At 34.7% G+C, this 26,616-nt stretch carries 24 protein-coding genes; 10 read left to right on the top strand and 14 right to left on the bottom strand.

Annotation, left to right across the window (positions count from 1 at the left end):
• Window positions 1–27 precede the first annotated feature (27 nt).
• Both ACQUQZ_RS07160 and ACQUQZ_RS07155 read left to right on the top strand, forming a co-directional pair.
• Window positions 28–588 (top strand): DUF3109 family protein, encoded by a 561-nt coding sequence (locus tag ACQUQZ_RS07160; protein ID WP_435354187.1) that lies wholly within the window; start codon window positions 28–30, stop codon window positions 586–588.
• 58 nt (window positions 589–646) lie between these two features.
• On the top strand, window positions 647–976 hold the full coding sequence (locus ACQUQZ_RS07155) for an MGMT family protein (RefSeq protein ID WP_435354186.1): 330 nt from the start codon (window positions 647–649) through the stop codon (window positions 974–976).
• Window positions 977–979: 3 nt separating this feature from the next.
• Here the strand turns inward: ACQUQZ_RS07155 and ACQUQZ_RS07150 are convergent, their stop codons facing one another.
• On the bottom strand, window positions 980–1,117 hold the full coding sequence (locus ACQUQZ_RS07150; protein ID WP_435354185.1) for a DUF2256 domain-containing protein: 138 nt from the start codon (window positions 1,115–1,117) through the stop codon (window positions 980–982).
• A gap of 131 nt (window positions 1,118–1,248) precedes the next feature.
• Here ACQUQZ_RS07150 and ACQUQZ_RS07145 point away from each other — a divergent pair, with 131 nt between their 5' ends.
• Window positions 1,249–1,542, top strand: a complete 294-nt coding sequence (locus ACQUQZ_RS07145; protein ID WP_435354184.1) for a TIGR03643 family protein — start codon at window positions 1,249–1,251, stop codon at window positions 1,540–1,542.
• Window positions 1,543–1,695: 153 nt separating this feature from the next.
• On the top strand, window positions 1,696–2,166 hold the full coding sequence (locus tag ACQUQZ_RS07140) for an Lrp/AsnC family transcriptional regulator (RefSeq protein WP_435354183.1): 471 nt from the start codon (window positions 1,696–1,698) through the stop codon (window positions 2,164–2,166).
• A gap of 72 nt (window positions 2,167–2,238) precedes the next feature.
• Here the strand turns inward: ACQUQZ_RS07140 and ACQUQZ_RS07135 are convergent, their stop codons facing one another.
• Window positions 2,239–4,620: a metallophosphoesterase gene (locus ACQUQZ_RS07135; protein ID WP_435354182.1), complete on the bottom strand. Its 2,382-nt coding sequence runs from the start codon at window positions 4,618–4,620 to the stop codon at window positions 2,239–2,241.
• A 58-nt stretch (window positions 4,621–4,678) separates the two neighbouring features.
• Entirely contained in the window at window positions 4,679–5,899 is a 1,221-nt protein-coding gene (locus ACQUQZ_RS07130; protein WP_435354181.1) for a tetratricopeptide repeat protein, read from the bottom strand.
• A 126-nt stretch (window positions 5,900–6,025) separates the two neighbouring features.
• Here ACQUQZ_RS07130 and hpt point away from each other — a divergent pair, with 126 nt between their 5' ends.
• The 3 genes from hpt to ACQUQZ_RS07115 all read left to right on the top strand — a co-directional run bounded on the left by hpt (window position 6,026) and on the right by ACQUQZ_RS07115 (window position 8,373).
• On the top strand, window positions 6,026–6,556 hold the full coding sequence (hpt, locus tag ACQUQZ_RS07125) for a hypoxanthine phosphoribosyltransferase (RefSeq protein WP_435354179.1): 531 nt from the start codon (window positions 6,026–6,028) through the stop codon (window positions 6,554–6,556).
• Between the two features lie 61 nt (window positions 6,557–6,617).
• Window positions 6,618–7,055, top strand: a complete 438-nt coding sequence (locus tag ACQUQZ_RS07120) for a GNAT family N-acetyltransferase (RefSeq protein WP_435354177.1) — start codon at window positions 6,618–6,620, stop codon at window positions 7,053–7,055.
• A 10-nt stretch (window positions 7,056–7,065) separates the two neighbouring features.
• Window positions 7,066–8,373: a voltage-gated chloride channel family protein gene (locus ACQUQZ_RS07115; protein ID WP_435354176.1), complete on the top strand. Its 1,308-nt coding sequence runs from the start codon at window positions 7,066–7,068 to the stop codon at window positions 8,371–8,373.
• Between the two features lie 78 nt (window positions 8,374–8,451).
• Here ACQUQZ_RS07115 and ACQUQZ_RS07110 read toward each other — a convergent pair whose 3' ends face one another.
• Window positions 8,452–8,838 carry a c-type cytochrome gene (locus ACQUQZ_RS07110; RefSeq protein WP_435354174.1) on the bottom strand — a complete coding sequence of 129 codons (387 nt, stop codon included), beginning with the start codon at window positions 8,836–8,838 and terminating at the stop codon, window positions 8,452–8,454.
• Between the two features lie 65 nt (window positions 8,839–8,903).
• Complete coding sequence (locus ACQUQZ_RS07105; RefSeq protein WP_435354173.1) at window positions 8,904–10,184, bottom strand: PQQ-dependent sugar dehydrogenase; 1,281 nt, start codon at window positions 10,182–10,184, stop codon at window positions 8,904–8,906.
• Between the two features lie 206 nt (window positions 10,185–10,390).
• Here ACQUQZ_RS07105 and ACQUQZ_RS07100 point away from each other — a divergent pair, with 206 nt between their 5' ends.
• Window positions 10,391–12,310, top strand: a complete 1,920-nt coding sequence (locus ACQUQZ_RS07100) for a tetratricopeptide repeat protein (protein ID WP_435354171.1) — start codon at window positions 10,391–10,393, stop codon at window positions 12,308–12,310.
• 2 nt (window positions 12,311–12,312) lie between these two features.
• Complete coding sequence (locus tag ACQUQZ_RS07095; protein WP_435354169.1) at window positions 12,313–14,037, top strand: carbamoyltransferase family protein; 1,725 nt, start codon at window positions 12,313–12,315, stop codon at window positions 14,035–14,037.
• 16 nt (window positions 14,038–14,053) lie between these two features.
• Here ACQUQZ_RS07095 and ACQUQZ_RS07090 read toward each other — a convergent pair whose 3' ends face one another.
• The 5 genes from ACQUQZ_RS07090 to ACQUQZ_RS07070 all read right to left on the bottom strand — a co-directional run bounded on the left by ACQUQZ_RS07090 (window position 14,054) and on the right by ACQUQZ_RS07070 (window position 18,055).
• Window positions 14,054–14,947: an NAD-dependent epimerase/dehydratase family protein gene (locus tag ACQUQZ_RS07090; RefSeq protein WP_435354167.1), complete on the bottom strand. Its 894-nt coding sequence runs from the start codon at window positions 14,945–14,947 to the stop codon at window positions 14,054–14,056.
• Window positions 14,940–16,544 (bottom strand): GMC oxidoreductase, encoded by a 1,605-nt coding sequence (locus tag ACQUQZ_RS07085; RefSeq protein WP_435354166.1) that lies wholly within the window; start codon window positions 16,542–16,544, stop codon window positions 14,940–14,942. The genes ACQUQZ_RS07090 and ACQUQZ_RS07085 overlap by 8 nt, the downstream gene beginning before the upstream one ends.
• On the bottom strand, window positions 16,535–16,924 hold the full coding sequence (locus tag ACQUQZ_RS07080) for a hypothetical protein (RefSeq protein ID WP_435354164.1): 390 nt from the start codon (window positions 16,922–16,924) through the stop codon (window positions 16,535–16,537). The genes ACQUQZ_RS07085 and ACQUQZ_RS07080 overlap by 10 nt, the downstream gene beginning before the upstream one ends.
• The gene (locus tag ACQUQZ_RS07075; RefSeq protein WP_435354162.1) at window positions 16,911–17,276 is read right to left on the bottom strand and encodes a DUF2304 domain-containing protein; all 366 of its coding nucleotides are present in this window, start codon (window positions 17,274–17,276) and stop codon (window positions 16,911–16,913) included. The genes ACQUQZ_RS07080 and ACQUQZ_RS07075 overlap by 14 nt, the downstream gene beginning before the upstream one ends.
• Before the next feature lie 65 nt (window positions 17,277–17,341).
• The gene (locus ACQUQZ_RS07070; protein WP_435354160.1) at window positions 17,342–18,055 is read right to left on the bottom strand and encodes a glycosyltransferase family 2 protein; all 714 of its coding nucleotides are present in this window, start codon (window positions 18,053–18,055) and stop codon (window positions 17,342–17,344) included.
• A 187-nt stretch (window positions 18,056–18,242) separates the two neighbouring features.
• On the opposite strand from ACQUQZ_RS07070, the gene ACQUQZ_RS07065 reads away from it, so the two are divergent.
• Complete coding sequence (locus tag ACQUQZ_RS07065; RefSeq protein ID WP_435354158.1) at window positions 18,243–20,807, top strand: M14 family metallopeptidase; 2,565 nt, start codon at window positions 18,243–18,245, stop codon at window positions 20,805–20,807.
• A gap of 76 nt (window positions 20,808–20,883) precedes the next feature.
• Here the strand turns inward: ACQUQZ_RS07065 and ACQUQZ_RS07060 are convergent, their stop codons facing one another.
• From ACQUQZ_RS07060 to ACQUQZ_RS07045, 4 genes are all read right to left on the bottom strand, one after another.
• Complete coding sequence (locus ACQUQZ_RS07060; RefSeq protein ID WP_435354156.1) at window positions 20,884–21,744, bottom strand: DUF4249 family protein; 861 nt, start codon at window positions 21,742–21,744, stop codon at window positions 20,884–20,886.
• Window positions 21,745–21,791: 47 nt separating this feature from the next.
• Window positions 21,792–24,530: a TonB-dependent receptor gene (locus ACQUQZ_RS07055; protein ID WP_435354155.1), complete on the bottom strand. Its 2,739-nt coding sequence runs from the start codon at window positions 24,528–24,530 to the stop codon at window positions 21,792–21,794.
• Window positions 24,531–24,699: 169 nt separating this feature from the next.
• Window positions 24,700–25,416: a LytR/AlgR family response regulator transcription factor gene (locus ACQUQZ_RS07050; protein ID WP_435354153.1), complete on the bottom strand. Its 717-nt coding sequence runs from the start codon at window positions 25,414–25,416 to the stop codon at window positions 24,700–24,702.
• On the bottom strand, window positions 25,416–26,501 hold the full coding sequence (locus ACQUQZ_RS07045; protein ID WP_435354151.1) for a sensor histidine kinase: 1,086 nt from the start codon (window positions 26,499–26,501) through the stop codon (window positions 25,416–25,418). The genes ACQUQZ_RS07050 and ACQUQZ_RS07045 overlap by 1 nt, the downstream gene beginning before the upstream one ends.
• Window positions 26,502–26,616: the final 115 nt, after the last annotated feature.

The raw sequence follows: 26,616 nt of genomic DNA, 5'->3' as shown, positions 1-26,616 counted from the left end.
TAGGAAACCCGTCGTACGATTAATAGAATGATTTTAATAGAAAATACCTGTATTAGTGATGATGTTGCAGACAAACTGTTTGTTTGTGACCTTAATAAGTGTAAGGGTGCATGTTGTGTGGAAGGTGACTTAGGAGCTCCATTAGAAGAAGCTGAGTTGCCTATTTTAGCAGAAATTTATGAACATGTAAAACCTTATCTATCAGCAGAAGGTATAAAAGCAATTGAAAAACAAGGCACTTATATCAAAGATTGGGAGGGAGATTATTCGACGCCAACCATCGGCGACCGTGAATGTGCTTATGCAATTTATGATGAAAATAAGATTCTAAAATGTGGTATCGAACAAGCTTACCTTGATGGTAAAATAACTTGGAAAAAACCAATTTCGTGCCACCTCTACCCTATCAGAATTACCAAATATGATAATTATCACGCTATTAATTACGACCGTTGGTCGATTTGCAGTGATGCTTGTTCTTTAGGCGAGAAATTAGGCGTACCTGTTTATCAATTTTTAAAAGAACCACTCATTCGAGCTTATGGAGAGCAATGGTACGCTGAGTTAGAGAAAGAAATAAAAAAATAGTACTGAAATCGGTATTATATATTTATTTAATCTCACTCCCTTCGACTATCTTTAAATGATGCAAAAATCTAAAGAAAATAGTTTTGATGATATTTATGAGGTCGTAAAGCTTGTTCCTTATGGCAGAGTGACGAGCTATGGAGCGATTGCCAAATATCTCGGTACTGGTGGTGCAAGAATGGTTGGATGGGCAATGAATGCTTGCCATAGTATGCCAGATGTTCCTGCTCACCGAGTGCTTAACCGTAATGGTTTATTGACAGGTAAACATCATTTTGGAGGGAATCGTATGCAAGAATTACTCGAAAGTGAAGGTTTAAAAGTCGAAAAAGACCAATTGGTGGATTTTAAGAAATATTATTGGAATCCATCTGAAGAACTCCTTTGACTACTATTTTTTGTTTCGACAAGCATCACCACAATATTTTACCTCCTCCCAAACTTTCTCCCATTTTTTTCGCCAAGTAAAAGGCCTGCCACAGGTTTTACAAATTTTGCTTGGTAAATTTCCTTTTTTTACTCCTTTCATAACTAATAATTCAACATCTCAATGATAGAATGAGTGAATAATCAATGATTTCGAATCTTATTATTCACATTAAAAGAAAACATTCAAGTAAGCTATTTTGTTAAATAAAGAATCAATTATAAGCAAATTTCATGAATTCTAAAGAAAAATATAAGGCATTACCAGACGAAGACAAAGACAGAATTGTAGAAATGGCATGGGAAGATCGAACGACATTTGATGCAATTGAGGCTCAGTTTGGATTAAAAGAACAAGAAGTGATTGAATTGATGAGGCGAGAGATGAAGCCTTCCTCTTGGCGTATGTGGCGAGAACGGGTGCAAGGCAGAATGACGAAACATTTGGCAAAATCAGCTATTGATGACTTTAGACATAAATGTAGCCGTCAGCGAAGTATTTCACATAATAAAGTATCTAAACGTTAATTCAAAATTTATGGGTAATGTTTTGTATTTTGGCTTTTTTCCAAAAAAAGTTTTCTTTTTTGCTAAAATTTCAAAATTAATAATTGTTTTATAGAGAAAAGCAGTAACTTTGCACCAAATAATATTTTGCACTTCCAAAAACAATTACTCCCCATGAGTATTAACAAACTTGACCAGATTGACCACAGTCTTCTGGAAATTCTCCAAAGTAATGGTAAGATTACCAACGCCCAACTTTCAAAAGAAATAGGATTATCACCAGCACCAACACTCGAAAGAGTAAAAAAATTAGAACAGTCTGGTATCATAAGAAGCTACCATGCCCAAGTAGATAGAGAAAAAGTGGGCTTAGGTGTAATGACATTTGTTCAGGTATCACTTTCGGGGCATCGTAAGTCGGTTACAGAAGCTTTTGTAGAAAAGATAACAAAAGTACCAGAAATAATTGAGTGCCATCACGTAACTGGTTCATGTGATTTCTTGTTAAAAGTAATCGCCAAAGACATCAATTCGTACCAAAAACTCATCATGGAAACTATCAATGAAATTGAAGAGGTGGCCAATACGCAAACAATGGTAATTCTTTCAACTTTTAAAGATACGCAGGTTTTACCCGTACCTTAATAGTTGTTTTTGAAAAGACAAACGTGCCACATCTTAGATATTTACTATCAGATGTGGCACGTTTTTTTGCTTTTAAAGTTTTACAATCTTTTTACTTACTCTAAAAGTTGTTGTTTTTAAAGTCAAAAAATAAGTACCTGAAGGTAATTCTTGCAGAGAAATCTGTTCTTTTTCAGTAATTGAAAGTGATTTATGAAATACTTTTTTTCCATTCAAATCTCTTAGAATTAGTTGTGTTTTTATTGCTTGACCAGTCTGATTTTCTATCGTAAACTCTTCTGCTGCTGGATTAGGGAATATTCTAAATATTGTATTTGATTCGTTATCTTCAACAGCAAGTGGTGCAAGAATACTCACTTTATTATCCTCCAACACTTTGCCTTCTCCACAAGTATTACTTACTTTTTCAAGTACATAACTGGTAGCATCTGTTTGTTTAACTTTTAGAGAAATTTCTAAACTTTGAGAAACACTTTCTGGCAATTTACTGATTTTATAGGAAAAAGGTGGTGTACCGTCAAAGCGGATTTTTAAAGTTACAGTTGTATCAAAAGGAATTGCTTTTTCACCTATAAAACTTGCAGTTACAGGTCGATAAACGCTGAAGTTTTTACTTGGTTTTTCATCAAAAAAGTCAACATTAGGTCTTACACGAAAGCGATAATTTTTACTTTCTTTCAAGGTATCAGGCAGAATGATGCTAAAAGGGCTTTTATTAGATTTATCTAATTGCAAAGGCTTTGCAAAAGAGCCATTCATATCTGATAATTCAAGTATATAATTCCATTTTTCAGGTAATGTGTTCTTCACATCAAAATATACTTTTAGTTCTTTTTTCAAACAAATTGTGCCAGTTTCACGCAATTCTGTTGAAATAATTGGCTGTGGAGATACCAAAATTTGAAAATTATCTTTCAAAAAACCCAATGAATCTATGACAGTAATGATGGTATCTTTTCGTGGAGAAATCTCAATAAATTCTTGGTTTCTTGCACCATTCGACCACTCTTGCGTGCCATTCCACGAAGCATTTAAACGTATTTTTTCACCATATTCGATGGTCTTTTTTTCAATTTTATTAACATTTTTGAAAATAGAGAAATTATCTCTAACTACTCCATCAGCACAAACCCACCGAGCATCTAAACGATTGTTATCAATGGTAAGAAGCAAAGAACCGCCAATGGTATAATTTGAATAAACAGATGTTGGATGGGGTTCAGTATCGCCATTCCAATCAAGCCTGCCCGCAGAACCGACCACACAATAAACTGTACCTTCATCTTTATTGATAATTGGTCGAGAACCTATGTTTTTATCATATTTACCATTCACATTTTGTACTACATGAATTCTGGGGTCAAATGTCATCGAATGCCCTGTATGACCTTTTATCAAAAACGAACGCTCATATACATGACTATGCCCACTCAGCACTAAATCAACTTTATATTTATCAAAAATTGGCACTAAATTTTCACGTGTCAAACGCAATTCTTCTTCGGCGTTTGAATCATGTGAACGTTTGGTGTAGGGTGGATGATGAAAAAAAATAATTGTCCATAGAGATGTATTACTGGCTAAATCTTTCATCAGCCATTGGTATTGTGTACTGGCAGGCTGATAAAAACGGTATTTCCCTTCATCTAAACCATAAGAATCGAGTGAAATGAAATGTATATTGCCATAATTGTAAGAATAATAGGCTTTTGTATTGGACGAAACTCCACCCATTTCTCCTTTATTAGGCACAGAAATTATATCAAAATAATTGATCTTTCTATCTACTTGTCCAGTTGTTGTTTCATAATATTCATGGTTTCCAGGCGAAGGGAAAATTGCTGTATTTCCTAAAATATTACTTCCATAAAAATCAAAAATTTGTTTCTGATATTCAACATCGGTTCCACAACAATAGGCATTATCACCCAACCAAAGCCATAAATCAGTATAATTTGCCTTATTTTTCAGGTATTGGTCTCTTACAGCAGTCTGATTTTTGATATAAACTTCAGTAGAATTATCGCCAAAATCACCCATAGCCCAAATATTTATAGGTCGCTTGTCTGTTGGCGATGGGGCTGTTGTGAAATAAAAATCTTTGCCCGTAGCCAAGATAATTTTATCTGTCCCAACAGCATAAAAATACCTTGTATTGACTTCTAAATTTGTTAATTTAAGAATGTGTTCTTGTGTAAGTGTTTTGTCAAACTCAATTTTCACATCAATTGGCATATTTGGATTTGGTGTTCTCTTCCAAAAATTTACTAAACTTGTGGTTGGCACATCGGTACGCCAACGAATAATAACATCATTTTGGCTCAATTGCTGTAAATATGGACCACGAATAAGTTTTTGGGCATAAAGCATTTGCCCTCCCCAAAAAGGAAGGACAAAAATGAAATATACTATAATAGATGATTTAACTTTAATTCGATTAATTTGACTGAACATATTTCTGAAAATTTATTCAAAAATAAGGTCAAAAAGCACTTAATTTGAGAAGATTTAATTATTTCTTTTTCTTTTCACTTTTTAGCCATTTTTTGATATCCTCAATTAGCTTCTTAGCTTCTTTGTAAGAATCTGATTTTTTTTCGGCATTATCCGTTACAATGGTATAATATTGTAAAGCCTTCATGTAATCTTTTTCAGAAGCATGGATTTTTCCTAAGGCTAAATTTGCACCTAAAAAATAGCCCGAATCTTTAGAATCATTTTGTAGAGCAAAGTCTATTGTTTTTTGGTAATATTCTTTAGCTTTTGTTAAGTCATGCTTATAGTTAAAATTAATGTAGCCCAAAATATAAGCTGCATAACGGCCTGAGGTACTTTCATAACCATATTTACCCATTTCAACATTCGCTAATAACTCTTGAGCTAAAGTTTCTGCTTCATCAGCTTTACTCAACATGAAAGCTGTTCTGGCGGCATAACGGTGAAAAAAAGCATTATTTGGATACATCGCGTGCATTTGAGCAGCCATATAATAAGCTTTTTGGTGCTGATTTTCCATTGCATAAATTTGCATCAGAAAATACTTTGCTTCCATTCTTGTATAAAAAGCATTGGATGAAACATATTCTAATTGCTTGATTCCTTCGGCTTTCACGCCTTTATGAAAGAAAACCAGCATTGGTTTGAGCGAAGGATAGTTTTCAGGAATCCATTTAGAATAATAATTGTATAGTCCATCACCAATGGCCAATTCGGGGCTAAAATCTCCAAAACCACGACATTTTTCTAAATATTTCATGGCTTGTTTGCCTGCCCAAGCTGCTTTTATCCAATTTTCACGTTCAGAATAAAGTCGCCCTTTAAAAGCATAAGCGGCTGCTTGAAAAAATGCCGCTTCTTTATCCGTATCATCATCATCAAGCATATCATCTGCCAAATCAATGGCTCGATTCATGTTGTCTAAACAAGCATCATCGTGCGATTCATTTTTTGTATCTGGCACAATTTTCCACCATTCGTTGAGTCCTAAAAGGAAAAAACCAATCGGGTGATCAGGATATTTTACAGTAAGCCATTTGAAATCTCGCTCGGCAGCATCATAATTAAAATTATACATATTATTGATGGCCTGCGTAGCCTCAATCTGAATCGCACGGTTTGCAAGCAATACTTCATGGTGTTTCTTTTTGGTATCGCCACCAAACCACGAAAACTGAGCTTGACTCACATAACTTATCAATAAAAGCAATAAAAACCAAGCATTTTTGAACTTCATATATTCTTTAATTTTTATACATTAACGAAACTATTTTTGCAAAATTACAAAAACTTAAAATTTTCTTAAAATTATTTTTTTTGAATTAATTCTTTAAATTGCATCAAGAATAAATTTGCCAAAGAAATGAAACAAATCAAAGACAAGCATTTTGTCCCTTTTATTGAAGCAGAGCCCTTGCAAGACCGCATCAAAGCACTTGCCCAAGAAGTAAACAAAGATTATGCAGGAAAAAATCCATTATTGATTGGGGTTTTGAATGGTTCGTTCATGTTTGTAGGCGATTTGTTTAAATATATAGACATTGCATGTGAAATTACCTTCATCAGAGTATCATCTTACCAAAGCACGGCCTCTACTGGCACTGTGAAGCAGATTTTGGGTTTGAAAGAGGATATTCAAAATCGAGATATAATTATTGTTGAAGATATTGTAGATACGGGAATGACCATGCAAGAGATTTTAGGGCAATTAGCTGCCAATAAACCTGCTTCAATAAAAATCATGACCATGCTCTTCAAACCCGAAGCTCTGAAAGTGCCTTTGAAGCTGGATTACGTTGGTTTTGAGATTGAAAATAAATTTGTGGTTGGTTATGGCCTTGATTATGATGGTTTTGGACGAAATTTGGATGCGATTTATGTTTTGAAGGAATGATTTAATAATTAATAATATTGACTTTGTCTAAGCATAACTGAGCTTTTTTGAAAACAGAAAAATGCCTCTCCAAATCGAAAAATATAATGATGATTTCCGCAATCAAATCATTGAGATTTGGGAGGAGTCTGTTCGTGCTACACATCATTTTTTGCAATCAGAAGATATTGATTTTTATAAGTCTATTGTTCAAACCATTGATTTCAATACTTTTGATGTGTTTTGTGGTTTTAGTGAAAACAAAGAACTTGTTGGCTTTTTAGGTATTGCTGAAAATAAACTTGAAATGCTTTTCTTAAAGCCTGAGTGTATTGGCAAAGGCATCGGTAAAACTATGATGGATTTTGCATTAAACGAATTGAAAATAACAGAAGTGGATGTCAACGAAGACAATACCAATGCTCTTGATTTTTATAAAAAATTTGGTTTTAAAGTCTATGACCGTACACCGCTGGATGGTACGGAAAAACCCTACCCGATTCTAAAAATGCGATTGTAAAAGAGCTTATATGTCAATAAAAAAACAAAAATCTTTCGGAGAAAAAATCGGTTTACAACTTCGTGCATTTTTCAGGAATTATCCTGCTGTTCCTTATATTTTAAAATGGCTGTTTTTTACTACGCTTATCGGTATTGGCATTGGTTCGGCTTCGGCGGGTTTTCTGCATTCATTAGATTGGGTTGGCAATTATCGTGAAAATCATTTATGGTTAATTACTCTACTGCCTTTGAGTGGTTTAGCAATCGGCTTGCTTTATCATTATTGGGGAAAAGACATTGAAGCAGGCAATAATTTGCTTATTGATACGATCCATCAGCCACAACAAATCATATCTTTTCGCATGGCTCCTTTTGTGTACATTGGCACGATGGCCACGCATCTTTTTGGTGGTTCGGCTGGGCGTGAAGGCACTGCATTACAAATGGCTGGGGCAATAGCAGACCAGCTTAGTAAACCTTTTCGATTGACTCCAAATGAACGAAAAACTCTTATGATTGCGGCCATTGCTGCTGGTTTTGGTTCAGTTTTTGGAACACCATTGGCTGGTGCGATCTTTGGTTTAGAGGTATTTTTGATTGGTAAACTGAAATATGATGCTATTTTTCCTGCATTTATGGCTGCTATCATTGCCGACTTAGTAACCAAGCTTTGGCATACTCAACATACACATTATCATATTCATCTAATTCCTGATATTTCAGAAATCAATATTATATATGCCATTTTGGCAGGCATTGTATTTGGTTTGTGTGCTGCAACATTTAGCAAAGTCATACATTTTATGAGTGCCATTTTCAAATCAAAAATCCAATACCCACCGTTTCGTCCATTGGTTGGTGGTATCATTGTAGCTTTGGCAATTTGGGCAATCGGTACAACCAAATACATTGGTTTGGGAATTCCAACAATCGTTGCCTCATTTGAGCAACACCTCCCCGCTTATGACTTTGCCTTGAAAATGGCTTTTACTATTCTGACATTAGCAGCAAGTTTTAAAGGTGGCGAAGTAACGCCGTTATTTTTTATTGGTGCTACTTTGGGCAATGCTTTATCTTATATTATACCTTTGCCCACTGGGCTTTTGGCGGGAATGGGCTTTGTAGCAGTATTTGCAGGAGCAACCAACACACCTTTGGCTTGTAGCATTATGGCGATGGAATTATTTGGTAGCGAATGTGGTGTTTATGTTGCCATTGCTTGTGTGGTTTCTTATCTATTATCAGGACACAATAGTATTTATAAAAAACAAATGATTGGCGAACCTAAACATAGTAGATTTACCAATCATCAAGGCAAAAGACTAAACGAGCTTTAAAACCAAAACTTTCGAGACTATTGAAAGATTGGGTAATCTTCTAAGCTATATATTTTCTAAAATAGATGAGTTTGAACATTATTTCTTACGCAAAGCTTGTACTTCTTCAGGTTTTATGGCTTCAGCTTTGTTATCAAAATTTGAACGGATGAATGTTAAGACATCGGCAATTTGCTTATCGCTTAGAAAGCTATGTGAAGCCATGATTCCTCGGTATGATTCACCGTTTACTTCTATTTCTTCGTCTAAACCTTTTAAAACTACATTGATTAAGCGTGTTTTATCACCAAGTACCCAATCAGATTTTCGGAGAGGTGGGTTCATATTTGGTACGCCACTTCCGTCTTCTTGATGGCAAGCCAAGCAATATTGCGTATAAATAGCCTTGCCTGGATCAACATTTTTCTTTTGTCCGAATGAAATATAACTAATTGATAATAAAGCTAATACAAATACTTTTTTCATTATTTCTCTAAAATAAATCCTTACAGGTCAGACAAAGACCTGCAAGGATTTGTTATTGATTTCTTTTATTTATTGGCAATTACTTTCCATACTTTTCCTTTTACTGAATCAGTAATGTAAAGAGAACCATCAGCACCTTCAGCTAAACCCATCGGACGAGCCTTGGCATCGCCTGGACTTTTAATTTCTGGACCACCAGCAAAATCTTCTGCAAAAACTTCATAAGGACCCGAAGGCAAACCATTTTTGAAAGGTACAAATGCTACAAAGTAGCCCGCTTGCATTTTTGGAGCTCGATTCCACGAACCATGAAAACAAATAAATGCTCCGTTTTTATATTTAGCCGCAAATTGATTGCCATGATAGAATAACACATCGTTTGGAGCCCAATGCCCTGGGAACGCCATGATTGGCTTATCAGCTTTGGTATATTCCTTTTTGCCATCGCCACCATATTCTGGGCAAAGCATTTTCTTTCCTTTATCTTTGTCAAAATAGCTATAAGGCCAACCAAAATCAGAGCCTTTTTTCACTAATAAAAATTCCTCCGAAGGCAATTCTGCTCCTTGCTCGGCCGAGTACATTTCTGGATAATGTTGAAAAAGCATATCACGTCCATGTTGCAAAGCGTAGAGATTCTTAGAAAATGAATCATAATTGATTGCCACAGCATTGCGAATGCCTGTGGCGAAACGGATACCATCTTCTTGCTTTTGATTGAGTTTATTGGCATCAAATTGCCAAATTCCTGCATTTTTCTCTAATAATGGACAAGGCATTTGACCTGGTGAACCTTTTTGGCGGTCTTTTTCTTGACAAATATTTGATGGAGCTCCAATTGTTACAAATAAATGTCCTTGTTCGTCAAAAGCCATTGGTTTTGATTCATGCTGACGAAAATCAGGCAAACCACTTACAACAGTTTCAGGAGCATTTTTATCAATTACATCGCCTTTTCCGTCTAATTTATAACGAAAAATCTCTGAATTTGATGAAGCATATAAGTATCCATTATAGACTTCGATGCCTGTTCCACCATAATTCCCAAAATATTCTTTGATGTCAGCTTTGCCATCACCATCAGTATCTTTCAAAATAGTGATACCTTTATTATCTTTAGCTGAGTTATTTTTAATATAAATCGTCCCATTTGGCAAAACAACGATGTGACGAGCTTTACCAGTTTCTTCGGCAACAACAACTGCCCCAAAGCCTTTTGCTAATTTGATTCCTCCGTTATCAACATCTGGTTTTAATACTTTTTTTATCGGTTCGTCGATAATTGGTTTTGTGGTAAATGCTGCTGCGATAATAACCAAAGCAACAACTAAACTCATTTTTTTCATAGACATTAGATTTTAATAAAATTCTGTTCAAAATTACAAATAAAACAACTCTTTTATGAGGAAGATGTTTGAAATTTGTTTTCTCAATTTTTAAATTAAGCAAAATCGTTTCTCTAAAAATTCACCTAACTATTCGATGAGCATCAAATAGCTTACATATATTTGTAGATAATTTGATTAAGTTTTTTTGATTTCGATATTCAACCATGAAAAGATATTTTCATACAATAGCACTTTCTCTTGTCTCTATTATCACTTTTCTTGTTTACAGCAATCATTTTTACAATGCATTTCACTTTGATGATTTCCATACAATTGTCGAAAATTTGTATATCAGAGATATAAAAAACATCCCAAGTTTTTTTTTAAATGCAGAAACGACCAGCACTTTGCCTGCCAATCAAGCCTATAGACCTGGGCTTACAACGCTGAATACCATCGATTATTATTTAGCAGGAAAATCTTCAGCAGAGCCTTTCGTCTTTCATGTTAGTATTTTTATTGGATTTCTGCTTTTAGGTATTCTTTGTTATTTTACATTTCTTTATTTGTTACAAAAAAGCCTTGATTATCAGTCTAATAACTACTTTGCTCTATTTGCTACTGCTTGGTTTTTATTACATACGGCCAATGCCGAAACTATCAATTATATCATTGCGAGGTCTGATTCTTTCTCAACGCTTACCATCATTTTATCATTTATATTGTATTTTTATTTCCCTAAAAGTCAAAAAATCTATCTTTATTTTATACCTGCATTTTTGGGGTTTTTTGTAAAAGAATTAACCATGATGTTTATACCACTCTTAGTTGTTTATAAATTATTATTTGAACAACAACTTTTGGTCAGACAATGGTTTTTAAGTAAAAATTATACGATTATTAAACAAGTAGCTTTTCCGCTATTATTAGCCATTGCTCTCTTCATTTTTTCAAGAAAAATGACTCCTGCTCACTGGGATTCTGGCGGAGCCAGTGTGCTAAAATACCTTTTCACCCAACCTTTTGTTATTTTCCATTATGCCTATAACTTTGTTTTACCACTTAATTTAGTCGTAGATACCGATTGGTCTGTCATCCATTCTTATACAGATGATAGAATTTTAGCAGGAATTTTATTCATCATTAGCTTATTGGCGATTGCCTATCAATGTTCGTTTGATAGAAAAAATAGACCCATCACTTTCGGAATTTTATGGTTTTTTATTGCTCTTTTTCCCACTTCAAGTATTTTCCCATTTGCCGAGGTGCTGAATGATCACCGTACCTTTTTCCCATACATTGGTTTATTTATAGCCGCCACTACTTTTTTAAGAAATTTCATCATAGAACACAATTTATTTGAGAAAGCCGCCTCAAAATGGGTAATTCTTACTTCAACCTTCGTTTTTTTATCACTACATGGTTATGGAACACATCAACGAAATAAGATTTGGGCTACCGAAGAGACACTTTGGCAAGAATGCACAATAAAATCACCTAAAAATGGTCGTGGTTGGATGAATTACGGACTTGCATTGATGAAAAAAGGAGATTACGCAAATGCGATGATGTGTTATCAAAAAACAATAACAATTTGGCCCAGTTATGCGTACGCCTACATCAATATGGCAATAGCCAAACGAATCATGGGTGATAAAGCGATGGCGGAAGCTTATTTCAAAAAATCTTTTGCACTAAATCCAAATATCCCAGAAGCTTACGCATTTTATGCTGAGTTTCTGATCGCTTCTAAACGAATAACAGAGGCAAATATTTTTCTTGAAAAAGGGCTTAGTTTAAGTCCTCAGCACCAAAGGCTTTTATCATTGAAGCATTCATTTCTTAAAAATAGTAAACAAAATAACTTGTCTGCAAAGAGTAATTTAACTCCAGAATACTACATTGATTTAAGCCTTCAATATTATAATGCTGGGGATTTTCAAAAATGTATTGCTGCTGCTTATGAGGCTTTGAAACTTAAACCTAACTATGACCTTGCCTACAATAATATCTGTGCTGCTTACAATCAACTTGGAGCTTATGAGAAAGCCATTACTATTGGCGAAAAAGGCATGAAAATCAATCCAAAAAATCAATTATTGAAAGGAAACCTTGCGGAAGCCTACCAAAAAAAGACCAAATAAATATGAAAATATTAGGCTTTAATAGCTTCGGACATGATTCGGCAGCAGCTTTAATTGTTGATGATGAGATAGTTTTTGCGGTCGAAGAAGAGAGACTCAATCGCAAAAAACACGCAGGTGGGTTTCCTGAAATGGCAATTAATGCGTGTTTAGCTTACGAAGATATCACAATTGATGACCTTGACCACATCGCCTTCTTTTGGAATCCTACGATTTCATTGTCTAAAATTCCTATTTATTTATTGAAATTTTGGAACAAAGTACCAACGTTGCTAAGAGAACAACGTCATTTTGAGGTAGAAGAAAATTTGGGCATGGTCAATTATTTGTTTGATATGTACAAACTTCCAAAAAAGTTAAAGGAAACATTTCAATCGCAAAATCCGAAATTTAAATTTCATTTTTTTGAACATCATTTTTGTCATGCCGCAAGTGCTTTTTATCCTTCGTCTTTTGAAGAATCATCTATTTTAACAATTGATGGTGCAGGCGAATGGGCGACGACTTTATTAGCAGAAGGCAAAGGGAATAATATTCGTAAAATTCAAACAGTGAATACGCCTTATTCTTTAGGGGCTTTTTATCAAGCCATGTCAATTCATTTAGGTTTTAAACTCATCGAAGGGCCAGGAAAAATGATGGGTTTGGCATCTTATGGCAATCCAAATGGTAAAGTTTATCAACAAATGAAAAAGCTTTTTCGGCTAAAATCTGATGGTGGATTTGATTTTGATATGGATTATTTCTCCTACCATTATACCCGAAAATCAGGCGTGAGTGAAAAATTCACTCAATTATTTGGCCATTCAAAAAAAGAAGGAAAAGACTGGACAGAACATGAATTGGAAGTAGCAGCTGCAGCTCAACATATTGTGGAAGATGTAGTCATGCACATGGCAAAACACCTCAAAAAGGTAACAAAAAGCAATCATTTGTGCATGGCAGGAGGCGTTGCTCTCAACAGTGTTTCCAACGGTATTATTGCTAAATCGGGGTTATTTAAAGATATTTTTATTCAACCTGCAGCGGGAGATTCTGGCACTGCCATCGGTGCAGCTCTATTACTTAATCATCAAAAACTAAACAGACCTCGAAAAATTCAAGAGACAGCATTTTTAGGGCCTGAATTCACTAATGAAATTTGTATCAAAGCTATTGAAGAAGCAGGTCTTCCTTATAGAATTGCGAGAGAAGAAATTTACAGTTTTACAGCAGAAAAAATATTACAAAATAAAATTGTAGCATGGTTTCAAGGAAAAATGGAATTTGGGCCACGAGCATTGGGCAATCGTAGTATTTTGGCAAATCCGATGAACAAAGACATGAAGGATATTTTGAATAAAAGAGTCAAATTCAGAGAAGATTTCCGACCTTTTGCAGCCATTGTTACTGAAAAAGATTGTGGAACTTTTTTCGACCATGATTACCCAAATCCTTATATGCTTTTGGTGTATCATGTAAGAGAAAAATACCGCAGCATTTTGCCTTCATTAACGCATGTGGATGGGACTGTCAGAATCCAAACAGTGAATGAAAAAGAAAATTCACCAATGGCGAAACTTCTAAAGACTTTTGAGAAATTGAGCGGTTATCCTGTTTTGATTAATACATCGTTTAATATCAAAGGAGAGCCAATTGTTTGCTCGCCACAAGATGCTGTCCGCTCATTCGCCAATGCCGATGTAGATTATTTGATTATGAATGATATGATTGTTTGGAAAAACTAGCTTCGGCTTCGCTCAGCTACAGTTTTCGTTCCTTGGTCTTCGAAATGCTTCGGTGGTTGAGCGAAGCCGAAACCACCACCACAAGACTTTCGCTTATTGAAAGCCATTTTTGAGGCATTATGCTTTGCTCCCGCGACGTATCAATATATTTGGAAGCAAGCAAACCCGTTAGATTGTCTTTTTTGATTGGAGGATTAGGCAAGAGCTGAAGAATAGCTGTGAGCAGTTGCATGAACCAAACTGGAATATGGATAAAAACAATCTTGTTTTGTGTATTTTTTGCTACATCATTCATGAAATCTTTATAAAAAACTTTTGTTGGATGTGCAATATGGAAGATTCCCTTTGCTTCATTTTCCATCAAAAAAATAATAGCATTTACTAAATCATCAATGAATATTGTCTGAATGATTTGTTTGCCACCATTCAACAATGGTACAAATCTAATTTTAGATAATTGTGCTTGCAATCTTCCAAATAAACCGCCATTACCCAAAACTAAAGCAGGTCGAATAATTAAGTCATCATTAAAAAATGATTCGGCTTCAAACTTGTATTTTCCATAATAAGAATCGGTAACAGGCTCGGCCGCAGCAAAGCTAGAAATAAAAATATATTGAGACAATCGCAATTTCTTCAAGTTTTTAATGGCCAGAATATTAACATCTTCGCCATTATTTTCCTGTTTTTTATATTGAAATGCCAAATGAATACATACCTCAACATCAGAAAAAAATGCTTCATCTATATCTCCATCCAACTGATATGAATGATACAGCACACCTTCCAACTTATCAGTTGGAATTTGACGAACCAATGCTTTTATCAAATAGTTTTTTTTGAGCAAAGCTCTCACTAAAGCATTGCCAATAAAGCTATTCGCTCCTGTTATGGCAATAGTTTTAGACATTTTTCATCACATTTTGAGCAACTAATTGAGCATTTGCCATGAGCGATAAAGTCAAACCTTTGCCTGATAAAAACTTAAATCCAGAACCATCAGCCACAAAAACTCGCTGGGTACCATATAATTTTCCTTCGGGAGAAAGATGATATAATTGTTCGTTTTCACTGAAAGGCAAAGTTCCAGCATAATGAATACTTGTCCCTGTATTTGTGCGTATCTTCTTCAAAATCAAGCAATTGAGTTTATAAAAGGCTTTAGCAAATAGCTTTTCAGTTGCCAGAATTTCATTCGCTTCATTTCCTTCAAAAGTATAATTAGTCAATAAAGTATCTCCTGTAAGAGAAGTTGATTTTTGTAATTGAATGAAATTTTGTGCTTGATAATTAGCAGGATGAAAAATGCCAGCAATAAATAAAGCAGGAATCATTAATTTCAAAAACTTCATGCCATCGGCATAGTTGAGTGGCATTTGTTTCAAAATTCTAAAATTAAGCATCGATCTATAATTATATATCGAAGCCATCGGTACATCTGAATGGTCACTTTTTCTATCATAAAACATGGCTAACTGCACCAATCCACTGCATTGATCAATGTTTTTTTTCCCAATAAAAGGCAAATAAACCATCGGCATATAGGTATAAGCATTACACAAAATGGGCAGTTTTTCTTGTTGCTGAAAAGACCTCATCACTATTCGAGCAGTACTAAGCGTGCTGGCTGAAAGAATTAATTTTGTGGTATAAAAAAGCTTTTTTTTATGGGTTTCAATATGTAAACATTCCAAAACTGTGTAGTCTTTTTCCTCCCAAAAACGCAGAGCTAAATATGATTTTTGGTATTCGATTTTACCTTTTTTAAGTAAATCTTGAATCGTGATAGCTGGTCGATAGGCACTATTGCCATCGTTGATATAGAAATCTAAATCTTTATAGGCATACGCCTGTCTTTCATCTTTATTTTCGGTCAAAAGGGCAATGGATGGTTGACCAATCAAGAGTTTTTGTTGGTGAAAATAGGCACGTTGCCTTTGATATTTATTATATAAACTTTCAGCCGAAGGATTGAGTTGGATGGGTGGCTGTAAATCAATTTGATTTTGGTGACAAAAAGTACTTACATCATCATTTTTAACACCTGAAACACCTATTCTTTGAGCAATAGTTTTGTAAGATTCATTCATCATTGAAGATGAAAGTCCTACCTTTCTGAGTTCATTGGCAGAAAAAACGCAACTACCGAGTCCCCAACCATTACCCAAACCACCCAAAGCCAAAGACTCAACAGGAATAAAATTAGCCGAATCAACCGACAAGAATTTATCAGTCAATTCAGTCATAAATTTTCTTTGAGCCATTTGTTGAGGAATATTTGGGTGAGTGATTTCACTCAAAGCATCAAATTCTTCACCTAAAAAAAAATCTGATTGTTGATTTTCATTAAGCCTTTTTGAAATGAAATCATTGGTTGACTCGTTTTGATTATCATTTTTCAAACCTACATCAATCACCAAAACTCTTTTACCCGACTGCGAAAGTGTTTCGGCAGCCATTGCTCCAGTGCAACCCGAACCAACAATGATATAATCAATTATCTCCATCCTAAAATAACAATCAAAACTGTACCTAACACTCCTTTCAATAACGCAGCTATGCCTCTAAATATTAAGCGAATACGTGGAAACGCAATATTTTTCTCAACCAAGAAAAGATTTGTATAGTTAGGTTCTGTTTCAATCAAAGCACTCATTACTAAGATTCTTTTCCTGATATTACTTTGGGGTTTCAACAAAGCCCAACCAGCATCTACAAATGGTAAAAAAAAAGGTTCTTTTACTAATTTAATAAGTATCTTTTCTTCTTCTTCAGTAAGAATAATACTTAGTTTCTTGATAGCATCTATATATTTTTCCAGTAATCTTTCATCAGCAACAATTGCTCCAAGATATTTCGCAAATAAGCTCGCTTCAAGTTGTTTCATCCGAATCATTATTTTGAGCATTTTCCTCTTTTTGCTTCATCAAAGCAATCTCTTGAGCTAGTTTTGTAATATCTTTTTGAAGTTTTGTATTTACAACCGACAAATGCAATAAATATATCAAAATGATAAAGATAAATGCGGTAAAAACTAAGTTTGGAGCTTCAAAAAAGCCAAAAGCTTTTGCCAAAACTTCCAAACCATTTCTCCAAAATGAAAAGAACATCAAAACAATGGTACAAACCACCCAAGCAATGGCATATTCTTCTCTTAGTTTTCCTTTAATAATGAGCCTTGCAATATACAAAAGCAATAAACTATTTATAAAAATGACAATAATTTGAATTTTCTGCATAACTACCACTAATTTAATCTACTGATAATCAATGTTTTACATATTTATCAGTAAACATTAATCAATTATTTTACTTTTCTTATGAATGAAAAAAACATGGCAATGCTTACTTTTAAAATATAATAAATCTGAGAAAAATGCTGTATCGAAGATTTTCCTCCTTGTCGGGGTCTCATCTCAACGGCTGTTTCTGAAATAGAAAACCCCGCTTTAGAAAAAATAACCAAAGATTCAGGTTCTGGATATTCGTCTGGATAGTAGCAAACGATGAAAGCAATCACTTTTTTATCAAATAATCTAAAGCCTGAAGTAATATCATAGATATTTTTCTGTGTAAGTAATTTATTGAACCAATGCAGATAGTAAATTCCTACCCTTCTCAAAGCAGAAGATTGAAAACCTTGTTTAACAAGAAATCTTGAACCAATTACCACATTTGCTCTATTTTTCTCAAAAGCTAAAAGTAGTTTTTTAATCTGACTTGGTGGGTGCTGACCATCGCCATCCACTTGAATTGCTAAATCAAAATCATTCTCAAAAGCATACTTAAAACCAGTCTGTACCGCTCCTCCTATTCCCAAATTGACAGGTAAATTTAACAAAATCACATCAAATTGACGCACAATTATAGCTGTTTTATCTATTGAACCATCATTAACGACAACAATACTTACACTATATTTTTCCGAAAAATCAACCACCAAAAGCTCTCGTAATAATGTAGCAATCGTTTTTTCTTCGTTGAAACATGGTATCACTATTAAGATTTTTGTAGTCATTAATCAAATGGCTAAGAGAGGCGGTATAAATTTCGTTACAAAGAGAATTATTTTTTCTTTGCAACAAAAATAAAAACGATATTATTACCAATTTCTAAAAAATGAAGTACAATATTTTAGATAAAGATGCTACCAAATCTTTTTTTTCATATCTTTAATCCATCACAAACTAAACCCTGTTATACCCATGAAGAAACATTTATTGTTTGTTTGCTTTTTTGGCATTTTATGCAATTCTTTTGCCCAAAATGACTACTTTTTTCCTAAAAAACAACTCAACTCTGCAATTCCTACCCCTGAGCAATTTCTTGGATATGCCATAGGATCGCATCATACTCGACATGATAAATTAGTAGAATACATGCGTGAACTCGACCGAGTTTCTGATAGAGTGTCAGTACAGAAAATTGGCGAAACTAATGAACATCGTGAGCAAATAATTGTGACGATTTCAAACCCCGAAAACTTAAAACGTATAGAAGAGATTCGAAAGGAACATTTGACAATCACCGATCCTGCCAAACCAATGCCAGATACCAAAAAAGCTCCTGCTATTATTTGGTTGGGCTATAATGTTCATGGAAATGAGCCTTCAGGTGGTGAGGCTTCTATTCTAACAGCCTACTACTTGACCGCTACCGAAGACCCAGAGGCACTCAATTGGCTAAAAGATGCAGTGGTATTGATGGAACCAGTGATCAATCCTGATGGTCGTGACCGTCATACACATTGGGCAAATATGCACAAAGGTGATCCAATGGTGGCTGATGCCAACGACCGTGAACACAACGAAGTTTGGCCAGGTGGACGTACCAACCATTATTGGTTTGATTTGAACCGTGATTGGTATTTGGCTGTCAATGTTGAAAGTAGAAATCGCTTGGCTTTTTATCACCAATGGCTGCCAAATGTAGTGACTGACTTTCATGAAATGGGAACAAATGCTTCTCATTTTTTTGAACCAACCAAAGAAAATGCTGAAAATCCTCTCATACCCAAATATGTTTATAAGGACTTAAATAGCCGCTTTGCTAAGTATTTTGAGCAAGCCATGAACGAAATCGGTTCGTTGTACTACACCAAAGAGTCTTTTGATAATTTGTACCCTGGCTATGGTTCAAGTTACCCCGATATGGAAGGTGGTTTAGGTCTTTTATTTGAACAAGCAAGTTCTCGTGGGCATTTACAAGAAAGCCAAAATGGCGATTTAGCTTTTGGTTTTACGATAAGAAACCAATTGGTCAATGCTTTAGCTACGGTTCGTGCTTCGTTGGTTGAAAAAGAAAATCTTTTGAAACATCAAAGAAATTTCTTTTCAGAATCAATTGTGCAAGGGCAAAAATCTGCTACAAAAGCTTATATAATTGGTGATGCCAACGACCAAAGTCGCAATCGTGCTTTTTGGGATTTACTTTTGCAACATGACATAGAATTCTATCATCTTTCAACCGATATTACCGAAAATGGACAAAGTTTTAAGAAAGGAAAAACAGTAGTCATTCCTTCGGCACAAGCACAGTACTTGATGGTTCGCTCTATTTTTGACCGTCCAACTACTTTTGCTGATAGCCTATTTTATGATGCTTCAGCATGGAATTTAGCTTTGGCGTATGGGCTTCCTCACGCAGAAATGAAAGGTGTTTTTCAGAAAGGTGAACGTATTACTAAGGCTGATTTGAAAGCAAATCCTACAACACTTACTAAAAGCGAATATGCCTATTTAATAGAGTGGACAGATTATTATGCCCCGAAAGCATTAAATCAATTACTTGATAATCAAATACTTACAAAAACCTCTTTCAAGAAATTTAGTATTGGCGGAAAAGATTATGGCTACGGAACACTTTTGATTTCGGTGCAAAAACAAAAACTCAATTCTGAAGAATTATATCAAAAATTAAAGCAAATCTCACAAAATACAGGCGTTACTATCGAATCTATTTCAACTGGCTTTAGTAGCTCAGGTATTGATTTGGGAAGTAATAGTTTCCAAACTGTTAGAAAACCGCAAGCAATGATGCTCGTGGGTGGGGGCGTAACATCTTCGGAAGCTGGCGAAATTTGGCATTTATTGGATACAAAAATTGGAATGCCAATTACAAAAGTAGAAATTTACAATTTTGCTCGACTAAATATCAATCGCTATAATACCATTGTACTGGTTGGTGGGAATTATTCAGCTTTGGATAAACCTTCCTCTCAAAAACTCAAAGCTTGGGTTGCTAATGGTGGCACATTGATCACCCTAAAAACTGGCACTGAATGGGCAATCAAGCAAGATATAGTAAAAGAAAAATTGCGTGAAGCGAAACCTGATAGCAGCAGAAATAAAGTTCGTATTACATACGAAGATATTCAAGCATCAGAAGGTGCAAAACAAACGGGCGGAGCTATTTTTGAAGCTGAGCTTGATATTTCAAGTCCAATTGGCTTTGGTTATACCAATAAAAAAATGGCTATTTACCGCAATAATAACACAGTTTTAGAGAGAAGCGTAGGAGCAGCAAACTCGGTTTTGGTTTATACACAAAATCCAAGAATTACGGGTTACGTTCATCAAGAATCTTTGAAAAGAATTGCTAATTCTGCTGCAATCAATATTGCTTATGAAGGCAGTGGACGAGTAGTTTTATTCTCTGATGACCCCAATTTTAGAGGAACATGGTTCGGCACAAACAAACTTTTCTTAAATGCTCTTTTCTTTGGTAGCAATATTAGTTTAGGTGGACAATTTGCAGCTGAGGAAGAATAAAACCACAAAAAAATAAATGGGTTGGCAAAAGCCAACCCTTTAAAAAGCTACTAACCTTAAAAATAGATAATCACTCTTAATTCTTTTTTACAGTAAATTTTAAAGTATCTGCGTTTATGCCAGTAAAAATTCCCATTCCGTTAGTGATGCTGGTCGGTGGTGTACTAAGATTCTGTGAAGTTGTTCCGCTTGATTGATACAGTGCAGCATATTCTGAATTTACACGATAAAGAATAACATCATGTTTGCCAAAATACTGAAAACTTTGTGAACGTAAAATATTGTTTGTCCCAGTCAGTGGCTCATTGAAAAACCTAAAACTTGGAAAAGTAGCTCCAGTTGGTGGTATCACAATCTGGACTGGACTCGCTTCTGTGTTTTCAACAGCTACAAAATGATACATATTTTCAGGATTACTCCATGTCAGCGTAACTGAAGTATTTTCTCCACCACCGAATGGACCTCCACCTCCTCCGCCACCACCAAAATTGGGTACTCCACTCGATAAATCAATCTGCGTACGTGAAATTTCAGTTTTATCTATGGTAAAATTGACTGGTTTTGAAGGTATTTCAGTAGAAGCACTTACTTTTCTGCCTTTGTAATCAAATTCCATTGTATAGATAGTTTTAGCTGCTCCTATCAATTCATTTTTAGCCGACTCATATTGCCCATTCCCAATTGATTTTAAGGTAAAAACTTTACCATTGCTTCCTGTAAGCTTAATAGTTAATCCATCTATCACTTCCGATTTTCCTTCTGATGTTTCAGAATATGGAATTTCGGTATAAACCTTCATACTTGCTGGATGATTAGGAGCGAGATAGGCTTCAATGATTGGTTTTTCTCCTGGATTAATGACCGTATTAGTTTTAGTGCAACTCCAAAGCATGCACTGAAAAGTCATTAAAAATGCGATTTTATATAAATTTTTCATTGTTTTTTATTAAAATGGAAACAAGTCAGAAACTTGTTTTACAATTATTATCTAAGCTTCCAACTGATGGTCATGTTGGGTGTGATTCCCAAGTAATTTACGTTTGTTATTTGTAAAGCAGTAAGATCATCTTCTGTAATTACTTGGAATCTTTTATACCAATTATTACTACGGTTATAAAGGTTAAAAATAGAAAATGCTACATTGAAATTAGAAGTCAAATTATAAGTCGCCGATACATCCATTCGATGATAATTAGAGAAACGATTGGCATTTTTATCGGATGGATTGGTAAAGTTTTTAACCGTACCATCTAATAAAGTCAATTGATACGCTCCTAAGATTGACGTATAAGGCCTTCCTGATGAGAAAATCCAAGTAGCAGCAAAATCCCATTTTTTATACTTATACGAACCAATTGCTTTGAACTGATGTCTCACATCTTGGTCGGAATAATAGGCTTTATCTGAAAAAGCAGTAATATTTCTTTTGGCTTCGGCCAAAGTATAGCCCAACCAACCATTAAAATCTCCAAATTTTCTTTGTACCAAAATGTCCACTCCTTTGACGGTTTCCGTTCCATTAAAAAATGTTTCACTGGCACTTAATCCACGGCCAATGGTTGGAACAAATCGAAGCGTGTATTCGGTAATATTTGTACTATTTTTTTGATAGAATTCTACATCAAATAAATAATTGCTAATCTCATAACTTCCTCCCAAAATCAAGTGATTGGATTTAGTAACAGGTAAAGATTCGGCATTTGACAGCACCCAAAAATTGCGATTCCCATTAGAAATATCTTCTCGATTGATTTGCTTTACAAACTGATAGTACACCCCAGCTGCACCTTTGAGCTTGAATTGTTTGGTTACATTGAAGTTTGCGGAGATTCTTGGTTCTACATAGTTTTTCTTGGTTACATCAAAATATGTTAATCGAACACCAGGTTTTAAATGCAATTTTCCGTTAAATAATTTGATATTGTCTTGCACATAAAATGTTGATGTACTTCCTCGATCATTTCGATCTAAGACGGTGATGGTATCATTCTGGCTATATGTATATTTAATGATATTTTTGGTATATTGTAGGCCAAAGTCAAATTGATTAGCGGTAAAAGCTTTCCATTCGAAGTCTATTTTTGCAGTAAAATCATTCAAATTATTGTCTTCTAATTGCCCAATTTTCACGTCACGTGTGACACCATCTCTTGTGGTTGTAATGTTTCGACTATTATCACGTGTACTATAATAATTTGAATAGCAAATCAACGAATTACTATAAAAGTTATCGCTCCATCTTCTCGACCATTTGAGACTTCCGCCCAAATTACCCCAATTTGACACATCGGTATTGGAGGTATTCAATCCAATATTTCGTCCACCAAAACCACCTAATCCACCCAAATCAGAACTTGCCGAATTATCCATATTATCAGTCCCATTATACAAACTCAATGATAAAATATCTTTTTTGTTGGGCGTATAAGTCAATTTTGAGTTTAAATCATAAAAATATGAACTGGCTACTTGCGTAGCCGAAAAGCTACCAAATCGCCCACCTCCCGGCGGAAAACCACCTTGCTGAGTTGTTTGGGTTTGTGTCTGATTAGTGCTTGTGAATCTTTTGAATAATTTGTTATAAAGCGGGCCTTTATATGACCTACGAGCAGCCGCCAAAAATGTAAATTTCGAGCCAAGTGGTGTTTCTATATACGCATTGGCACTCAAAAGGCTTACATCCACACCAGCATTAAATTCTTTTTTATTACCATCTTTTCCAGTGATTTCGGCAACTGCAGAAATTCGTCCACCAAATTTTGCATCAAAACCTCCTTTATATAATTGAATATCTTTAATAGCATTATAATTAAAGGCCGAGAAAAAACCAAAAAGGTGGTCAACATGATAAACCGTAAAGCCATCGTAAAGCACCAAAGTTTGGTCAGGTGTACCACCACGCACATACAAACCCGACGATGATTCATTGGAAGCACTCACTCCTGGCATTAATTGAAATGCACGAAATGGGTCTCTTTCTCCAACATTTGGTAGTTTTGCAATGTTGCGAGGTGTCATTTTTATCATTCCAACTATTTCATTGGCTTTCAAAACTTCTGTTTTTTCAGCTTGCACAGTCACTTCCTCCAAAACACCAATCGCTGGTTCTATTTCTATTTTTAGGTCATTTACATTCAATTTAGGATTGAGGTGGAAATTACGGGTACGATAACCTACATAGGAAATTTCAAGTGTAACCGTGTCAGAAGGAACTTTTAATAAAGTAAAATAACCATCAACATTTGTTTGAGAGCCAACTTTTGTACTTTTCACCGATACAGAAGCAAAAGGCAGATTTTCTCCATTGGTATAATCAACCACTCGACCTGTTAGTGTAAAATTAGTTTTTTCAGCATTTCCTTTAAATTGTCGGTCAACGGCGGTTTCAACTTTCACACTTTTTGAAACGATATTGATGAAGCCATTTTCATCAACATAAGTTTTCAAGGGTAATTTCTTCAAAATAGCTTTTAAGCCTGTTTGTACTGTTTCATTAGCAAACCAATACGTAACGCTATACTGTTTGAGTTCATTTTTGTCGTAAAGTAGTTTTAACGCATGTTTCTTTTCTAAATCTGCCAAGATGTTAGATAAAGCGATATTATTGTAAAACTCATCTTTAATAATTTGATTATTTACCTCCGCAACTTTGGGTGTTTGGGCAAGTAGTTGGTGAGGCAGCCATACAAATGCCAATAAAAGGCAAAGAAAATATCTTTTCATTTATGAGTGGTTTAAGTTCATAATGAAAGACGAACATCGACTTTTATTAGATGCTTGCATTAAAGAAAGTGTAGAAACTTTAATGTGTTGTGTCTATCTGTGAGAAGAAAACGTAGAAATAAATGAGTTGATAGTCCACAGGTCATGCAATGTTTAGCCTCGTAAAAAATCACTTTGGATGATATTTCTGCTCAAAACTTTCAGCATACTTCTTCCCTATAGGAATTTCTTGCTTTTCAATATACAGTTTAGTTTTCTTAAAGGAGGTTATTTTATTCAATGCCACTAAATAAGAATTATGCACCCGATAAAATTGTTGAGCAGGTAATTTAGCTTCAATGGATTTCAAATTCAAACGGGTCAACAACGGTTTATTTTGGTTTTTAATAAAAATTTTAACATAATCTTTCAAACCTTCGATATACAAAACCTCATCAAAATAGATCTTTATTTGCTTGTATTCTACATGAATAAAGAAAAAAGCAGCATCTTCAGCTATTGATTCTGTCATTTCTTTTGGCTTCATTTGAAAACGTTCATAGGCTTTATTAACAGCTTTCAAAAAACGCTCAAATGGAATTGGTTTCAGCAAATAATCAATGATATCCAAATCATATCCTTCGAGAGCATATTGCTGATAGGCCGTAGTAAAAATAACCATCGGAGGTGTAGGCAAAGTTCTCAAAAATTGCGTCCCTGTTAATGTAGGCATCTGAATGTCCAAAAAAATCAAGTCAACTTTGCCTTGTTTAATCAGCTGCCAAGCATCTAATGGATTAGAAAAGGTACCGATGATATTCAAAAAAGGTATTTTTTGAATATCATCGGCCATCATTTCTAAAGCAAAAGGCTCATCATCTATCGCAATACAGTTGAGTTTAAGCATCAGGCTACTTGTATTTTTAGGTCTATTATAAATTTACAATTATTACTATTAATATTTAATTCATGCAATGCAGGATAATGCAATATCAAACGCCGCTTTACATTCTGAATCCCGATGCCAGAATCACCTGTTTCTTCGGGCATATTGCTTTCAAAAATATCATTTTCTGAATAAAAACAAAGCGTATTTTCGATTGCTTTTATTTCAATCCGAATCAAGCTTTTTTCTTGATGATGCAATCCATATTTAAAAGCATTTTCGACAAATGGAATAAACAAAAGGGGTTCAATCAAAATCCCATTTGTATGGCCTTCACAAACAAACTCAACTGTGTGTTTATCGGTCAAACGCATTTTTTGAAGGTCAATATAATGGTGTAAATGCTCAATTTCTTGCTCCAATGACACTTTATCATTGGATGATTGATAAATCATATAACGCAATAATTGAGACAATTTCACTACCGAATCCTCAGTTCTCTCTGATTTTTGCCTTGCCAACCATCGAATATTATTGAGCGTATTAAACAAAAAATGTGGGCTTATTTGTAGTTTCAAAACAGCTAATTCGGCAGCCGTTTTTTCTAAAATTATCTGCTGCTTTTCGTCATGGCTACGAATCCGTTCACGGACAAGTGCGAGCATAGAACTTGCAAAAATGACTAAAACATAAGAAATACCCGTGGCAAAAAAACGGAATATCCAAAACATCACTGGCGAACCTTGTCTTTGAAACGATGGTGGAGGTGGCGGTCTTTTTGGCATAGGAAATTTCGGAAAATTTGGTTTAAATACCAATTCAAAAATTACCGAATTCAATATAGCTAATACAATAAGCCCTGCAAATAGGTAGAAAACAAATGTTTTAGTGTTTTTCTTGATAAGTAAATTAGGTGTAAAATAATTGAGGTTTAGGTAAAAAATAGCTATCAATAAAGTAGTGCTAAAAATCTGAGGAAGTACAAAGATGTTAAAGTTAGGTTGACTAAAAACGTTGCTTACAGGCAAAGTCAAAATTGGGATAGTTATAAAAACGATCCAGCCGATAATATGAAGTAAAATAGAATACCGTTCAACTATTTTCATTGGTAAGCGTTGTTGAAATTTACAAACGACAAATAACAAAATTATTGTTTGTTAAGCTAAAAAGCTAAGGATTTGTGTATAGGAATGCTGCAATTGTGTAGAATATTGGCAAAAA

Source organism: Emticicia sp. SJ17W-69 (assembly GCF_051209875.1).
Taxonomy (GTDB): domain Bacteria; phylum Bacteroidota; class Bacteroidia; order Cytophagales; family Spirosomataceae; genus Emticicia.
The sequence above is the reverse complement of the archived record's forward strand: the minus strand, read 5'-3'. Positions and strand labels throughout refer to the sequence as shown.

Excerpts from the sequence above, each read along its gene's own strand:
- ACQUQZ_RS07160 (WP_435354187.1), top strand. The coding sequence starts at position 28 with ATGATTTTAATAGAAAATACCTGTATTAGTGATGATGTTGCAGACAAA.
- ACQUQZ_RS07110 (WP_435354174.1), bottom strand. The coding sequence starts at position 8,838 with ATGAAAAAAGTATTTGTATTAGCTTTATTATCAATTAGTTATATTTCA.
- ACQUQZ_RS07045 (WP_435354151.1), bottom strand. The coding sequence starts at position 26,501 with ATGAAAATAGTTGAACGGTATTCTATTTTACTTCATATTATCGGCTGG.
- ACQUQZ_RS07105 (WP_435354173.1), bottom strand. The coding sequence starts at position 10,184 with ATGAAAAAAATGAGTTTAGTTGTTGCTTTGGTTATTATCGCAGCAGCA.
- hpt (WP_435354179.1), top strand. The coding sequence starts at position 6,026 with ATGAAACAAATCAAAGACAAGCATTTTGTCCCTTTTATTGAAGCAGAG.
- ACQUQZ_RS07095 (WP_435354169.1), top strand. The coding sequence starts at position 12,313 with ATGAAAATATTAGGCTTTAATAGCTTCGGACATGATTCGGCAGCAGCT.
- ACQUQZ_RS07055 (WP_435354155.1), bottom strand. The coding sequence starts at position 24,530 with ATGAAAAGATATTTTCTTTGCCTTTTATTGGCATTTGTATGGCTGCCT.
- ACQUQZ_RS07120 (WP_435354177.1), top strand. The coding sequence starts at position 6,618 with ATGCCTCTCCAAATCGAAAAATATAATGATGATTTCCGCAATCAAATC.
- ACQUQZ_RS07060 (WP_435354156.1), bottom strand. The coding sequence starts at position 21,744 with ATGAAAAATTTATATAAAATCGCATTTTTAATGACTTTTCAGTGCATG.
- ACQUQZ_RS07130 (WP_435354181.1), bottom strand. The coding sequence starts at position 5,899 with ATGAAGTTCAAAAATGCTTGGTTTTTATTGCTTTTATTGATAAGTTAT.
- ACQUQZ_RS07080 (WP_435354164.1), bottom strand. The coding sequence starts at position 16,924 with ATGAAACAACTTGAAGCGAGCTTATTTGCGAAATATCTTGGAGCAATT.
- ACQUQZ_RS07050 (WP_435354153.1), bottom strand. The coding sequence starts at position 25,416 with ATGCTTAAACTCAACTGTATTGCGATAGATGATGAGCCTTTTGCTTTA.
- ACQUQZ_RS07145 (WP_435354184.1), top strand. The coding sequence starts at position 1,249 with ATGAATTCTAAAGAAAAATATAAGGCATTACCAGACGAAGACAAAGAC.
- ACQUQZ_RS07155 (WP_435354186.1), top strand. The coding sequence starts at position 647 with ATGCAAAAATCTAAAGAAAATAGTTTTGATGATATTTATGAGGTCGTA.
- ACQUQZ_RS07115 (WP_435354176.1), top strand. The coding sequence starts at position 7,066 with ATGTCAATAAAAAAACAAAAATCTTTCGGAGAAAAAATCGGTTTACAA.
- ACQUQZ_RS07100 (WP_435354171.1), top strand. The coding sequence starts at position 10,391 with ATGAAAAGATATTTTCATACAATAGCACTTTCTCTTGTCTCTATTATC.
- ACQUQZ_RS07150 (WP_435354185.1), bottom strand. The coding sequence starts at position 1,117 with ATGAAAGGAGTAAAAAAAGGAAATTTACCAAGCAAAATTTGTAAAACC.
- ACQUQZ_RS07075 (WP_435354162.1), bottom strand. The coding sequence starts at position 17,276 with ATGCAGAAAATTCAAATTATTGTCATTTTTATAAATAGTTTATTGCTT.
- ACQUQZ_RS07065 (WP_435354158.1), top strand. The coding sequence starts at position 18,243 with ATGAAGAAACATTTATTGTTTGTTTGCTTTTTTGGCATTTTATGCAAT.
- ACQUQZ_RS07070 (WP_435354160.1), bottom strand. The coding sequence starts at position 18,055 with ATGACTACAAAAATCTTAATAGTGATACCATGTTTCAACGAAGAAAAA.
- ACQUQZ_RS07135 (WP_435354182.1), bottom strand. The coding sequence starts at position 4,620 with ATGTTCAGTCAAATTAATCGAATTAAAGTTAAATCATCTATTATAGTA.
- ACQUQZ_RS07140 (WP_435354183.1), top strand. The coding sequence starts at position 1,696 with ATGAGTATTAACAAACTTGACCAGATTGACCACAGTCTTCTGGAAATT.
- ACQUQZ_RS07090 (WP_435354167.1), bottom strand. The coding sequence starts at position 14,947 with ATGTCTAAAACTATTGCCATAACAGGAGCGAATAGCTTTATTGGCAAT.
- ACQUQZ_RS07085 (WP_435354166.1), bottom strand. The coding sequence starts at position 16,544 with ATGGAGATAATTGATTATATCATTGTTGGTTCGGGTTGCACTGGAGCA.